Below are 14,307 nucleotides of genomic sequence, written 5' to 3'. Positions count from 1 at the left end.
GATTATGCCCCCTTTGTTCTACGTTGACGGAAGAAAATATAAGCAAATACAGGTGCACCCAAAAATGCTGTAATGACACCAATCGGTAATTCTGTAGGTGAAATAATTGTACGTGCTATTAAATCACAAAGGATAAGTAATGATGCCCCATTTATAAAAGATAGCGGCAATAAATGGCGATGGTCTGAACCATACAATAACCTGGTCATATGTGGTACTACTAGCCCTACAAATCCAATCGTGCCAGATACTGCAACAGCTGAACCGGTTAACATGGAGCCACCAAGTAATAACATCATCTTACTTCTCTTAACATTTACTCCTAAATATTTTGCACGTTCCTCACCAAAAACAATAGCGTTCAGTTCACGTCTGTTTATCCAAATAAGAACTGTGCCGATTGCAATAAACGGCCAAATCATCTTCACATATGGCCACCCTCTCATGGAGACACTTCCCATTAACCATGAAATAATTTGGCGAAGTTCTTCTCCTGTTAAAGCAATCATTAAGGATATGATGGAACTTAAAAATGAGCTTACGATAATTCCTGTTAAAATAAGGGTTTCCATTTTCATCGTTCGATCGACCAATTTAGCAAACCCTATAACGATAAGTAATGATAATAACGCCCCTATCATGCTGAAAGTGGGTAATGTGTAAATACCTAAAATAGGGGTCGAAATACTGAAAAAGAGCGTCATTACAGCGCCTACAGAGGCACCTGATGACACTCCTAACGTATATGGATCTGCAAGCGGGTTTTTTAGCAATGCTTGGAAGGCAGCACCAGCAATCGCTAATGCTGCACCCACAAGACCTGCTAATATGACACGAGGCATACGTATCTTCCATAAAATATTGGTTGCTATTTCATCTGCTCCCATATTCCATAACGTACTAATCGGAACCTTTACAGAACCAATCGATATACCAAGCCAAATGCTTAAGACAAGAATAGCAATGGACACGATATATCTTACGAAGATTTTCCTCACTTAAATGCCTCTGGATAAACAGCTTTCGCTACTTCCTCTAACCCTTCAGCAAGACGAGGACCTGTACGACTTGTTAAGTTGGCATCGACTTGTACAACTGCATTATTTTTGACTGCAGTGATACTATCAAAGCCTTGACGTTTCTTCACTTTTTCTATGATATTTGGAACGTAATTGTACATAACAATGATTGTATCTGGATTACGTTTTACGATTTCTTCTGAATCAATTTTAAACCAACCTGATTGATCATCTACTACATTTTTGATGTTTGCTAGTTTAAAGAATTCTTCCATAAATGTATCTTTACCCGCTGTGTAGATTTCAGGTTCATCTGAAGTTTCAACAAATGCAGTACGTTGTTTTACTTTAGCAGTCTTTTCTTGTACTTCTTTTACTTTTGCTTTCATGTCAGCAACGATTTTGTCTGCTTTTTCTGTTTGATCTGTAATTTGACCAATTTGTTCGATCGTTTGGTAAGTTTCTTCAAAGTTTGCTGCATTTTTTACAACAAAGACGTTGATCCCTGCATCTCTTAATTGTTGTAATCCTGTTTTTACTGATTCTGCACTAGATTCATGTGCAAAAACCACATCTGGTTTTAGGCTTAAAACTTTTTCAACGTTAAATTCCATACCGCCTACTTTTTCCTTTTTCGTAGCAGCTGCTGGGTAATCATCGTTGTCACTTACACCAACGATTTTGTCATCTAAACCAAGGGCAAATAATATTTCAGTATTACTAGGAATCAGTGATACTATCTTTTTCGGTGCTTCTTTGAACACCACATCATTTCCTAATGCATCTTTTACTGTCATTGGATATGTAGCTGTTTTTTCAGTAGATTGCGTTGTTTTTTCTGTTTTGTCAGTTGCTGATTTTTGAGTACTTGATTGATTGCATCCAACTAATAAAATGAATGCCATTACAAGCATAAACCCAAGTTGCCATATTTTCTTCACTGTAAAGCCTCCTATAAAAATAAAAATCTCCCGTACAAACGAGAGATTAGTTTACAGACATATAAAATGACTCTAAACACCTAATCTATCCTCGTAGTTGTAACGGTGGTTTTAAATACGGCAGGTATCCTGACTTGTGCTTTCATGCCAATTAAAGCAATGTCTTTGTGGCATTACGATTTGCTTGCACTTACAGTGGCGGGACCGCATCGGATTTTCACCGATTTCCCCTTTTACTCAGAAACAAAAATAATCCCTGAGAACCGTATTGATCAATTCAATTACTTTTTCATTATACCGAATATTTGGTTTTTGTGGAAGGTGTGGAATGGAAAGTAGTTATTTATGTCTTGGGAGTAGAGTATTTTGGGTTGGATTAGAAATACTCGCGCAGGATTACAACCACTCGAGCATGGATTAGATCTACTCAAGCTGTTCTTAGACTTACTAGGATTATTTAGACCCCCTCCCCTTACCTCCATCCACTCAGTTTAAAAAGTAAATATTTTAAAAGTATTAAAAGTCTAAAAATCGGTAACAGTGGTACTGATAGTAAAATATGGAGGGTGAAATATGAAAAGAATATTGATGGTCGTTATTCTTGCAAGTGTAATGATTTTATCCGCATGTCAATGGCAGGTTTTTGACAAAAAGGATATTACCGCAAATGAAACAAAAATACCGGTTAGTTCAGAAGTAAAGGGAAATGAGGAAGCTTCATTAAGTAAGGGTGAGAGAATTTCAAGGATTCTTGGAAGTACTGCTTGGCAAGGAACCATTGTTTATGATAAAAATCATAATGATTTAACAAAAGAAAATGCAGGTTTTATTGGTCTTGCAAAATATGATGCACAAACATCAAAATATGAATTCTTTGATAAAACAACAAAACAGAGTCGCGATTATGGGTTTTTCTTTATAACGAATGATGGTAATTTTCGTATCCTCATATCTAAATCCAAAGGAACCAAATCTATTGTTGAGTTAACAGAAGTAACGAAGGACAAGTATGTTTATAAAAGAATCGGAAAAGATGCAAACGGAAATGCAATAGAGGTTTTCGTAGAACATATACCATATAAAGATAGCGAACTTTCCTTTACTGAAGAGGAAAAAGACTAGAATGTATTTAATACAAATGAAGCAAAAAAGGACATTACATATTATTTAAAATATGCGATGTCCTTTTTTTATTTATAGATCATTCTTTTTTATTACGCTTTAATGAGCGGTTGAAGTACTTACATTTTTCCGGCTTCGGCGGCTAGACCCTCGAGTCACAACGCTTTCTCGGTCGAAAACTGAAAGGACGTTTTCGATTCGAAAGCTTATGTGATTTTCGGGTCTGAACGAGCCGCCTCAGCACTACATTGATTCCGGTGCTGATACGCCGATTAGTTTTAGTGCGTTTGCTACTGTTGTGCGGACTGCTGTGATTAGGGCAAGGCGTGCCTCAGAGCGTTCTTTGTTTTCCGCGTCTAGTACTTTTTCTGCGTTATAGAAGCTGTGGAATGTTGCTGCTAGTTCTTGGATGTAGTTTGCGATACGATGTGGTGCGCGTACGCGAGCTGCATCTGCTACAACTTGTGGGAAATCGCCCACTTTTTTCAATACTTCTATATCTTTTTCTGATGATAATGTGTCAAGATGTTCAGTTGAAGGTGTGAAGCCTTTTTCTGTTGCTTGACGTAAGATAGAGCAAATTCGTGCATGTGCATATTGAGCATAGTACACTGGGTTTTCGTTTGATTGTTTTACTGCTAGATCTAAGTCGAAATCTAAGTGTGTGTCACCTGCGCGCATTGCAAAATTATAGCGTACAGCGTCTAGGCCTACTTCTTCTACTAATTCACGAAGAGTTACTGCGTTTCCTGTACGTTTTGACATTTTCACTTTTTCGCCGTCACGTAGAAGGTTTACCATTTGGATTACTTCTACTTCTAATGTGTCACGGTTGTAGCCAAGTGCTTCAATCGCTGCCTTCATACGTGGAATATAGCCGTGGTGGTCAGCTCCCCAAATATTGATCAGCTTATCAAAACCACGATTTAATTTATCTTCATGGTATGCGATATCTGGTGTTAGATATGTGTATGAACCATCAGATTTAACTAATACACGATCTTTATCGTCACCAAACGTAGTTGAACGGAACCAAGTAGCACCGTCTTGTTCAAAAACATGACCATTGTCTTTTAGTTTTTGAAGTGCAGTTTGAACTTTACCATCTTTATATAAAGAAGTTTCAGAGAACCATACATCGAAATCTACACGGAAGTCTCTTAAATCTTTTTGAAGTTTGCCGAATTCGTGTTTTAGACCGTGTTCACGGAAGAATTCAAAACGTTCTTCCTCTGATTTTTCTAAGACATCTTTCCCAAATTCTTTTGATAATTCTTCTGCGATTTTGATAATATCTTTGCCGTGATAACCATCTTCAGGCATATCTGAATCTAATCCAAGCGCTTCGCGGTAGCGTGCTTCTAGAGATTTTGCCAATTTAGTGATTTGGTTACCTGCATCATTGATATAGTATTCGCGTGATACGTTGTAACCAGCAAAATCTAATACATTACATAAAGAATCACCTACAGATGCTCCACGCGCATGTCCTAGATGTAAATCACCTGTTGGGTTTGCTGATACGAATTCAACTTGAACTTTTTCGCCTTTTCCAGCATTGCTGCGGCCATACTCAGTACCTTGATCAAGAACAGTTGTTACGACATCTGCAAGATAGTCTTTGCGGATAGTGATATTCATAAAGCCTGGTCCTGCAATTTCTACTTTTTCAATATTAGTATTTTCTGTATCTAGATTTTCTAAAATTGCCTCTGCAATAGCACGTGGTGGTTTTTTTGCTAATTTAGTCAGTTGCATTGCAATATTTGTAGCGTAGTCGCCATTTTCTTTATTTCTTGGTGTTTCTAAGTGGATGTCTAAAGAACTTGTATCTTCTACTAGTTCCGATTTTTGAATCGCTGCAACAAGCGCTTCTTTAATGGCTTGTTGTACTTGTTCTACTGCGTTCATTGATTTCCCTCCGTATAGTTCAGTTCTAATGCATAGTCTCCGACAGATTCTCCGCCGATAAACAATTCATATTGTAAATAAAATCGACCGTTTTGAAGTGTTTCTGACGGTTCGAATTTCATCACTTTCGTTACTGTCACGATTGGTAATTGTCCATATTGACTATTGTAGTGCCCTCTTTGAGCTTGTCCAAGTACAAATGGCATGCGCATTTTAAGATCGCCATTGCGAATAATAATTGCGTCTTCCTGACCAAATCGTAGTGTCGTGTTCATATGTTGATCTTCTTGTACTTCTTCATATCGCAAATAGATTTGATCACGTTTTTTCAGAATTGTACCTTCAGACCAAAGTTCATATTTCTCTAAGGGAGTATCTGGTTGTTTAATGGTGGTAATAATTTTTAATTTTATGGGTGCTGTAAGTGTATCTGACAAATTACGACGCCTCAGCTTCCTTCTTAATATAACCTTCTTATTATAGGATAGGATAACACTTCTTTTCAAGATACAACATTTATATAACTTCTTATTATTACATCATTTATTTTATATTATTTCATTTTACGTCACATTTTAGCGAATTTGCTAATTTAATGTAAAATTTGATGTTATAATGTACGTACTAATTCGGTGGTGATTCCAATTGATCCTTGATTTAATTATCAATTTCTCACTATTATTTACTTTTACTGTTTTCTTTTATTTTGTGTATGAATATCTCCAACAAATCCTTGATTCATATTTAGATTTACATCCATGGTATGTTGGAGTAGCATCGGCGATTACTGGACTACTTCTAATGGTAACAGCGATTCACTTTAATAATCATGTCATTCAAGATATTCGAAATGTTATTATAATCATTGCAGGATTAATCGGTGGTCCAATTTCAATAGCAGTTTCTTCTGTATTAATTGGTTTATTTCGAATTTATATTGCGGGTATTTCTTACTCTTCAGTTTTTGCTGGTTTAAACACCATGATTATGGGATTATTCCTTTCACTATTTGCGATATGGAAGCCTATTTCACTTCGTAACATGCATTATTACTTGGTTTATACTATTTTACAAATTAGTATTGCTCTTGCTCTACTAAGCAAAGATTCAGAAGATCTTATCTTTATTATTACTTTAATCATTAATTCCGTCCCTGCTCTCTATGCTACAGTGTTTGTTTTAAATTTAATGAGAAAGCGATTTGACAGAATACATGCAATTGAAAAGTTAGCAGAAACAGATTATTTAACTAATTTGCCGAACATTAAAAAGTTCAAAAGTATAATAGATGAGTATTTACAAAACAACGAAGACTTTTCAATACTATTAATTGATATTTACCATTTTAGAGAGATTAATACCACTTATGGCCATATTGTTGGCGATGAGGTTTTAAAGCAAATTGGTAAGTGCCTAAATCAATTTGTTCTAGAACATGATGGTATGGATACAGCTCGAATCAGCGGCGAAGAATTTTATGTTGTTTGTAAACATACTGCACCTGCATTTGCTTTACATTATGCACATGCTATTAGCAAGCAGATTCATCAAAATCCAATAATCCTATCAAAAGGTCGTAAAATCCAGATTGCTGTATCTATAGGAATCGCCAACTATCCTGATAATGGAGAAGATATTCCTTCTCTTATTATTGCAACAAATCAGGCTTTAGATCAGGCTGCCATGCAAGGTAAAAATCAAATTGTTCATGTTAATAATGTTCATACTTCCTCTTAATCTAAAAAGATATTCAATTGAATTTTATCAATTGGATATCTTTTTTTATGTGATAAACGCCTTTAAATTCAAGTTCTAAAAGCTTATTAGAGATGCATGTCGAACAAATCATCACTAATTTGTCAATTTTCGTGCTTTTCCTTCGTTTAGTTTATCCAAACATTTCACATACTAGTTTCATCGATTGGAAAGGAAGCGATTTTGATGAAACGAGCTGATTATCATCGGCAGCGGAAAAAGAAAATACGACTCAAGCAAATAGTTATTTGGGCTATCGTGTGTGCATCAGCATTTGCAACCGTTCTGTTGTCACTCCGTGTATATGCTCAAATCACAGGAGCTCCTTCCTTAACTGTCCCGAAAGCGACCGTTTTCTTAGATGCCGATGGAGAACAAATTGGTGATAAGTTTGCACAACAAAGGCGTTATTGGGTGGATTTAGATGAAATTTCTCCCTTCGTAGTAGAAGCACTTATAGCAACGGAGGATCAAGATTTCTATCATCATCATGGTTTTGACTATACTCGTATTGCCGGAGCCCTATTGAAAGATCTAAAAGCTATGGGAAAAGTGGAAGGTGCTAGTACAATTACTCAACAATATGCCAGAAACTTATACCTCTCACATGATAAAACATGGATGAGGAAAATAAATGAGGCTTTATATGCTTACCGTCTTGAGACTTTTTATGATAAAGATCAAATCCTAGAAGGTTACTTAAATACAGTCTACTTTGGACATGGCATGTATGGCATTGAAGCAGCAAGCCGTTATTACTTTGCAAAATCTGCTAAAGACTTAACACTTGCAGAAGCAGCAGCATTGGTTGCAATTCCTAAGGGACCAAGTATTTACTCACCCCTTGCGAATGAGGATAAAAACCATACTAGACAACAACTTATTCTATCTTTAATGCAAAATCAGAATTTGATTTCAAAAGAAGCAAAAGAACGCGCACAACAAGAAAAAGTGACATTTAAGTATGATGAATGGGATAGCGGTAAAATCAGTGCACCGTACTTTATCGATACCGTATGGGCGGAGGCTTCGAAAATATTAGAGCGTAGTGGACATAGTATTGAAGAAGGCGGATGGACAATTCAGACAACGTTAAATCCATACCATCAAAAAGCTGCTGAAGAAGCAATTGCAAAGAATCTTCCGAAGTCAGGTCTTGAAGTAGGATTTGTCAGCATGGACCCAAAAACAGGTTATATTACTTCTTTAGTTGGTGGCAGTCAATATGTTAAGAGTCCATATAATCGTGTAACACAAGCAAAAAGACAACCCGGTTCAGCTATTAAACCATTCCTATATGCTACGGCTTTAGAGAATAATTTTTCGCCTTTAACATTTATGAATGCTGAACAAACGATTTTCACATATGACAGCGGACGGTCTGAATATGAACCGAAAAACGTAAATGGTAAATTTGCAAACCATCCATTGTCGTTAGCACAGGCTCTTGCTATCTCAGATAATATTTATGCCGTTAAAACGTATGAAGAAGTTGGTTATAAGAAATTCAAACAAATGCTAGATCGCTTTGGTTTAGGCGAAACGATACAAAATACTCCTTCAGTAGCTTTAGGCACAACAGAGGTTACGTTAAAGGATATGACCGCTGCCTATAACACCATTGCCGCTGGTGGTGTAAAAAGAACACCGATTACCGTTTTATCGATTAAAGATGAGGCAGGTAACGTAATTTACAAAGTAAAAGATAGAGAATCAAAGAGAATTATGAAAAAAGATGATTCCTTTATTTTGACCCAGCTGATGACAGGAATGTTCGATCCTGTGTTTAATGATTATGCACCAGCAACAGGTATTAGCCTTCGTAACAGACAAACAAGACCTTACGCTGCAAAATCTGGTACCACTTTGACAGATCAAATGATGATTGGATTTTCTCCTTCTTTAACAGCTGGCGTTTGGAATGGCTATGATCAAGGAAAACAATTGACGAGCGATGCAGATTCTCGGGCTACTAAGCAAATCTGGATTGACTTTATGGAAAATGCCCATAAAGATTTACCAAGTGAACCATTTGTTGCTCCTAAGGGCGTTGAAGCTGCTATTGTCGATGTAGAGACAGGCGGTATTGCAACCAAAAGTTGTAGCCGACAACGTTTAGTTTATTTAAAGAAAAAAGATGTACCGAAGAAAAAATGTACGGACCCTTCGATTGTTAAAGATTTGACGAGGGATACAAAAGATACATGGAGCTTATTTCCGTTTTCGTTTTTCGAATAAGTTATGGGGTCAATAAAAGCTTTGCTCACAATTTTTGAGCAAAGCTTTTTTAATGCTTAGAATAATACATTCTCTCTTTGAAACGTAAAAAGCTTTCACTAAGCAGGTCCGTTATCCGCTTAGTAAAAGCTTTTACGTTTATGAAAAAGATGGGGGCATAAGGCATCTCCTTGGGTAATTTAAAATGTCATATGTCTCATGCAATTCCATAAAATGTCCTAGCTTACTTTTGTAAGCTTTATTTCAAGTTTACTTCCTTTCCATGACAGTTTCAACTATTGACTTGAAAACGCTTTGTAAAGTGACACAGATTTTTTCAAGATTTACTGATTTAAAAACCTAACTCTTCTCGCAATTTTGCGTTGCTATTTTGCCACATTTCTTCATTGAAATTCTTCAAGTATTCTCCTAAAACCTGTTTTGAAGAAGCATCCATGTTGTCCACGATAATTTGGCGTTTCATGGATTTATCCATTTTATTTACATGGTCTGCAAGAATTTTATAGCCTCTGCGTTTTTCGCGGTTTACTACCATTTCGCATGCTGTAACTCCTGCGTAATAGGCACCATTTGGCTTTTGTTCTATCGTTACCCATACTAACCAATAGGGTTTTCCACCTTCTGAATCGGCACGATCTGTTGTAAATTTGATGCCTTTCTCTACTGCACTACGAGCATGCATAGCACCGACATCCACTTCAGCTGTTTTTTCTTCGACATCGATAATTACTGGTGAAACATTTTCAAGTGATAATGAGCCAATTCCATAACCTTTATGGCCATCTGTTGGATTATTTTTTATAATTGTAAATTCCATTTTTTTAGGTTTATCTTCATTTGCCATTCGCTTAATCCCTCCGCTTTTGTTATTATAACGAATATACACTAAAATTCACACGAGGAGGACCTAAAATGCCTATAGTTACGATTAAAATGATTGAAGGTCGTTCAGATGAACAAAAACACAATCTTGTTGAAAAAGTGACAGAAGCGATCTCTGAGACTGTTGATGCATCAAAGGAAAGTGTCACAATTATTATTGAAGAAATGAAAAAAGAACATTACGCTGTTGGTGGCGTACGCAAAAGTGAACAATAAATCCTATTAAAAAACCGCTCTTAAAGCGGTTTTTTTAATAGGATTCTTTTTTAATTCACTTTGTATTTTGTAAGGATTTCAATTAATTCGAATGCATCATTCATTTCTTGTTCTGTGAACTTCAATTTACCTTTTACTACATGTACTTTTTCGATTTGTTCATTTTTAGGTAGTTCGTCAAAATATAATAGAGTTGAAACAAGCTCTAAAAATCGTGCACTTTTACTGTTTAATATTTCAACGACTTCATATAAATTTTGTTGTTCTTTGCAAAATGCATTGGAAAAGTCCGTCCCTTTATCTGTTACTTCATAACAATATTGAACATACGAACCCTTATCCTCCATTTGCTCTGTTAAAAAACCCATCGTACATAATTCATCCACACGTAGTGTTAATTCTTCTGAGTAAGGACCATAAATGTGAAAATGGTATTTTTCGTGAAATGGAAATTGCATCTTCTTTGCAATATAGACCATCTTTTGCAATTTTTTTCGGCCAGTGACTTGTCCTGCTAACGACACAAATTGTACTACTTTTGCGTGTTCTTCTAGCACATTTTTCTCCCTTCTTGAGAAGTATTATCCTCTCAATACATTTAGTATTTGTTTTCTTAACGTTTTTTGCTTTCCATTTTGTAGTAATGCATCTTCTGGGAAATATAATTTATGGTTTGATCTACGTTTTCCTGATATAGCATCAACAATTTCAGAGCAACGAGATAATTCTTTAATCTCTCCATTTGGCATTAGTAATTGAATCGGCACCCGTTCTTCCTCTTCACCTGGACGATAAAAGTCGTACGGTAAATCAGATATAGAATCGTGTACTAGATAATACTTTGGATTAATACCTACTTTTATAAATAAATCTTCCAAATCTCTTAGCTTCTCATATTCATTTGCCGGATCAAATTCAATGTATTTAAATAGCTTTCTATTAATAAAACGTCGACTTAAATCACTTAATATCGGATCTTCTTCCTTTGTCCACAATTGGAAATAGGTCAATAAGATGTTTTCGTCTAGTGAAATATAATCTTCTAATTCAATTTTATTATTAAAAAATGCTTTGAAATGTGTGGGTTCTTGAATGAATTGATAGTCTTCATGACTCAATTCTTTTGCACGATGAAGAATTTTGGTCAATATTACTTCTGCACTTCTAGACACTGGGTGGAAATAGACTTGCCAATACATTTGATAGCGACTCATAATATAGTCTTCTACTGCATGCATACCGCTTTCTTTAATGACTACCTGTTCTTCTTTTGGTCTCATGACTCGTAGAATTCTTTCCATATCAAAGTGTCCATAGCTTACGCCTGTAAAGTATGCATCTCTTTGTAAATAATCCATGCGATCTGCATCAATTTGGCTAGAAATCATACTAACAACCTGTTTGTTTACATATGTTTTAGCAATTACATCTGAAACCTTTTGCGGAAAATCAGGTGACACACGGCTCAAGATTTCATTTACTTCCGTGTTTCCTTTTATTATTGCTCTTGTGAATTCTTCATGATCAAGGTCAAAAACATGTTCAAATGCATGCGAAAATGGACCATGTCCTAAATCATGTAATAGCGCTGCACATAGTACAACTAGACGCTCACTTTCATCCCATTCTGGTCTACCCTTGAACACATCATCAACCATTCGACGTACAATTTCATAAACTCCTAAAGAGTGACTAAAACGGCTATGCTCAGCTCCATGGAATACTAAATAAGTCGTACCAAGCTGTTTAATACGGCGTAATCGTTGAAATTCTCTAGTACCTATTAAATCCCAAATCACTTGATCTCGCACATGTACGTAGCGATGGACAGGATCTTTAAATACCTTTTCTTCCGCTAACTTTTTTGTTGCATAACTCAAATCTCAGCACCTCCGCTCACTCTATCAATGAGTTCTTCATTGTACTATATTGTATCATTATAAATGAAAAAACCACCTTATTGAAAGGTGGAAAAAGTCGTATTATGGAGGCCCACAGGATGTGGGTCAGATAGCCGTTACCGCAGGACGCGGTGCTCTTAGGCTATCCTCCTTTTGGCGTATTCCGCTTTTATTTATTTTTATTCTTTATAACTTTCCGGTAGTTTCTTTTGTGATTTCAATTTGGCGATAATTTTAGGCATTAATTCTTCTTCTGTGTGTGCTGCGCATGGACGATTGTTTACGATTGTGAATGTTTTACGAAGTCCAGGCCCACAATAAGATTGACATTTAATATCTATTATAGCATCGGGATCTATTGCTTTTAATTTAGGAATTAATGTTTTTAAATTAACGGCCTGACATTCATCGCAAACACGGAATTCGTTTGCCATCTGTCTACAACCCTTTCTATATCTCAGTTTAAAGTCTATGTAATAGTGTATCGCATTTTCTATCTTTCATTCAAGACATAATATTCATAAAGCTATTACAAGTTTATGAATAAAAAATATAAAAACTGTCTACGCTAATCCTATGAAACATATAGGAGGTTTAAAAATGATGAAAACAAGACAGGATGCTTGGTTACCAGAAAACGATGAATTATTAGCAGAAGCTGTTTTACGTCATGTAAAAGAAGGTAGTACACAACTTACTGCATTCGAAGAAGCTGGGGATGCGTTAAATCGTACTGCTGCAGCTTGCGGTTTCCGCTGGAATGCAGTGGTTCGCAAAAACTATGAGAAAGAACTATCTTCTGCAAAGAAAGAACGAAAAGAGAGAATGAGAATTTATGGCACTACTGCTCGCAGAAGATCTGCAGGACTCTATTTACTACCAAATGAAAAACATAATGAAGTAACACGCACGATTCCACTTTCTTCAATGTCCATTGATCTTGTCATCGCATACTTAATGCGTTTACAACAAAGTGACTTCCATGATGAAGAAGTAACGAGATGGCGCCATCTAGCAAATATTGCTAACGACAAAGCATCACGATTGGAAAAAGAAGTAACTCGTTTAGAAAAAGAACATCGTAATATGAAAAAAGACTACGATCAATTTATGCAAGTAATGAATCGTGCAAGACGACTAATGACACTTGGCACAGAAGATGAACATATCGCACCAGTATTTACAATGGAGCGAAATGGAAATCTCGTAAAAAAAGAAGACTCTACAGTAAGTGTTGAAGAATAATTTAGTCTTAAAAATAACATATTCTAAAACAAAAAGCTGATTGCAAATTTCAGAATTTAGCAATCAGCTTTTTTTGCATATTTCCCAGGAAATCGACAAAATAGAAAATAACTCTCTTAGGAATTATTCTTTTGATAACATTGATTGATTTCTATCAAGGACCCTTTTTAAATAAAAGGTGTACAACTCCATTTCATCTTCTTGCAACGTTCCTATTTTAAATTCATCACAAAAAGAAGAAAGTAATTGTTGTAGAGCAATCACTGTTTGTTGGACAGATAAAGGTTCATCTAGTAATTCGCTTAAAGAAGCCATTACTTCAGGATGAACTTCAGGATATTGGAATTTCGTTTTTTCACCTTGCAAGCTGATATCATAAAAATCTCGAACAAGTTGTGCTCTATTAGCTCCGCTTCCTTCTATACAAAGATAGATTTGCACAGCGATTCCTTGTCGTAATCGTCTTTGTGAGATACCAGCAAATTTCTTTCCATTTATACTTAAATCATATGAACCTGGACAATATGAACCTACAATTTCATATGCTTCTATTTGATCTGCTACTTGTGGAAATAATCGTTTGATCAATTCAACCATAATATCATAACCTGTATTAATATCAATTTTGCCTTTAAGTTCTGATAATATGAGTGAAATATTCAATACGCCTGGGTCTAATACAACAGCTAATCCACCTGAGTTACGTACAATTGGCTTAAACCCGCGTTTTTCTAATAATTCCATACCATCTTGAATATGTGGTAAACGGTGATCTTGAATACCAAGAACAACAGATGCATCGTGAACCCATGTACGAATGGTAGCGGGAGATTGCCCTTGGCCAACTAACTGGCAAAGTGTATCATCAGCCGCAAATGATTCTAATGGCGAATGGCCTCTTCCACTAACAGATTGATCCCAAAAACGCCATATTGATTGTTGTAAATAATCCTTCATCGTTTGATCTCCTGTATTCGTTTTGTTTTTACTTAAGCATACAATATTTGACGAAATATCTCATGTCAATTTAGTGAAACAATAGCTCCCACTCACTACTTCAATGCAATTATGTTAAAA

Annotated in this window: 13 protein-coding genes, 1 pseudogene and 1 riboswitch; of the genes and pseudogenes, 5 read left to right on the top strand and 9 right to left on the bottom strand. The window is 35.9% G+C overall.

The window, feature by feature from the left end; translation table 11 throughout:
* Positions 1–2: 2 nt before the first annotated feature.
* Complete coding sequence (locus tag ACWV26_RS01830; protein ID WP_455898154.1) at positions 3–989, bottom strand: FecCD family ABC transporter permease; 987 nt, start codon at positions 987–989, stop codon at positions 3–5.
* Positions 990–994: 5 nt separating this feature from the next.
* The gene (locus ACWV26_RS01825; protein WP_455896672.1) at positions 995–1,960 is read right to left on the bottom strand and encodes an ABC transporter substrate-binding protein; all 966 of its coding nucleotides are present in this window, start codon (positions 1,958–1,960) and stop codon (positions 995–997) included.
* Positions 1,961–2,062: 102 nt separating this feature from the next.
* A riboswitch (cobalamin riboswitch) is annotated at positions 2,063–2,243 on the bottom strand.
* A 290-nt stretch (positions 2,244–2,533) separates the two neighbouring features.
* Between ACWV26_RS01825 and ACWV26_RS01820 the strand changes: the two genes are divergently transcribed.
* Entirely contained in the window at positions 2,534–3,082 is a 549-nt protein-coding gene (locus ACWV26_RS01820; RefSeq protein ID WP_455896671.1) for a DUF4822 domain-containing protein, read from the top strand.
* Positions 3,083–3,325: 243 nt separating this feature from the next.
* On the opposite strand, the gene argS is transcribed toward ACWV26_RS01820, so the two are convergent.
* Positions 3,326–4,993, bottom strand: a complete 1,668-nt coding sequence (gene argS / locus ACWV26_RS01815; protein WP_455896670.1) for an arginine--tRNA ligase — start codon at positions 4,991–4,993, stop codon at positions 3,326–3,328.
* A complete protein-coding gene (locus ACWV26_RS01810; RefSeq protein WP_455896669.1) occupies positions 4,990–5,430 on the bottom strand; it encodes a DUF1934 domain-containing protein in 441 nt (146 codons plus the stop codon). Before ACWV26_RS01810 ends, argS begins: the two co-directional genes overlap by 4 nt.
* A gap of 208 nt (positions 5,431–5,638) precedes the next feature.
* On the opposite strand from ACWV26_RS01810, the gene ACWV26_RS01805 reads away from it, so the two are divergent.
* Positions 5,639–6,730 (top strand): GGDEF domain-containing protein, encoded by a 1,092-nt coding sequence (locus ACWV26_RS01805; RefSeq protein ID WP_455896668.1) that lies wholly within the window; start codon positions 5,639–5,641, stop codon positions 6,728–6,730.
* Positions 6,731–6,934: 204 nt separating this feature from the next.
* Positions 6,935–8,986: a transglycosylase domain-containing protein gene (locus ACWV26_RS01800; RefSeq protein WP_455896667.1), complete on the top strand. Its 2,052-nt coding sequence runs from the start codon at positions 6,935–6,937 to the stop codon at positions 8,984–8,986.
* A 331-nt stretch (positions 8,987–9,317) separates the two neighbouring features.
* Here ACWV26_RS01800 and ACWV26_RS01795 read toward each other — a convergent pair whose 3' ends face one another.
* Complete coding sequence (locus tag ACWV26_RS01795) at positions 9,318–9,830, bottom strand: YwhD family protein (RefSeq protein WP_455896666.1); 513 nt, start codon at positions 9,828–9,830, stop codon at positions 9,318–9,320.
* Positions 9,831–9,868: 38 nt separating this feature from the next.
* Between ACWV26_RS01795 and ACWV26_RS01790 the strand changes: the two are divergent.
* Positions 9,869–10,084, top strand: a pseudogene (locus ACWV26_RS01790) (2-hydroxymuconate tautomerase); the annotation flags it as partial.
* 50 nt (positions 10,085–10,134) lie between these two features.
* Here the strand turns inward: ACWV26_RS01790 and ACWV26_RS01785 are convergent.
* From ACWV26_RS01785 to ACWV26_RS01775, 3 genes are all read right to left on the bottom strand, one after another.
* Complete coding sequence (locus ACWV26_RS01785) at positions 10,135–10,641, bottom strand: YwgA family protein (RefSeq protein WP_455896665.1); 507 nt, start codon at positions 10,639–10,641, stop codon at positions 10,135–10,137.
* A gap of 24 nt (positions 10,642–10,665) precedes the next feature.
* Complete coding sequence (locus tag ACWV26_RS01780; protein ID WP_455896664.1) at positions 10,666–11,964, bottom strand: HD domain-containing protein; 1,299 nt, start codon at positions 11,962–11,964, stop codon at positions 10,666–10,668.
* Between the two features lie 200 nt (positions 11,965–12,164).
* On the bottom strand, positions 12,165–12,419 hold the full coding sequence (locus tag ACWV26_RS01775) for a DUF1450 domain-containing protein (RefSeq protein WP_455896663.1): 255 nt from the start codon (positions 12,417–12,419) through the stop codon (positions 12,165–12,167).
* Positions 12,420–12,585: 166 nt separating this feature from the next.
* Here ACWV26_RS01775 and ACWV26_RS01770 point away from each other — a divergent pair, with 166 nt between their 5' ends.
* A complete protein-coding gene (locus tag ACWV26_RS01770) occupies positions 12,586–13,230 on the top strand; it encodes an RsfA family transcriptional regulator (RefSeq protein WP_455896662.1) in 645 nt (214 codons plus the stop codon).
* 123 nt (positions 13,231–13,353) lie between these two features.
* On the opposite strand, the gene ACWV26_RS01765 is transcribed toward ACWV26_RS01770, so the two are convergent.
* Positions 13,354–14,187: a lipoate--protein ligase family protein gene (locus ACWV26_RS01765; RefSeq protein ID WP_455896661.1), complete on the bottom strand. Its 834-nt coding sequence runs from the start codon at positions 14,185–14,187 to the stop codon at positions 13,354–13,356.
* Positions 14,188–14,307 lie beyond the last annotated feature (120 nt).

It is taken from the genome of Rummeliibacillus sp. JY-2-4R (genome assembly GCF_053847205.1).
Note: the sequence above shows the minus strand (reverse complement) of the source record. Positions and strands in the feature narration are given on the sequence as shown.

Coding starts and splice junctions, on each gene's coding strand:
- ACWV26_RS01820 (WP_455896671.1), top strand. CDS start 2,534: ATGAAAAGAATATTGATGGTCGTTATTCTTGCAAGTGTAATGATTTTA.
- argS (WP_455896670.1), bottom strand. CDS start 4,993: ATGAACGCAGTAGAACAAGTACAACAAGCCATTAAAGAAGCGCTTGTT.
- ACWV26_RS01800 (WP_455896667.1), top strand. CDS start 6,935: ATGAAACGAGCTGATTATCATCGGCAGCGGAAAAAGAAAATACGACTC.
- ACWV26_RS01795 (WP_455896666.1), bottom strand. CDS start 9,830: ATGGCAAATGAAGATAAACCTAAAAAAATGGAATTTACAATTATAAAA.
- ACWV26_RS01775 (WP_455896663.1), bottom strand. CDS start 12,419: ATGGCAAACGAATTCCGTGTTTGCGATGAATGTCAGGCCGTTAATTTA.
- ACWV26_RS01770 (WP_455896662.1), top strand. CDS start 12,586: ATGATGAAAACAAGACAGGATGCTTGGTTACCAGAAAACGATGAATTA.
- ACWV26_RS01765 (WP_455896661.1), bottom strand. CDS start 14,187: ATGAAGGATTATTTACAACAATCAATATGGCGTTTTTGGGATCAATCT.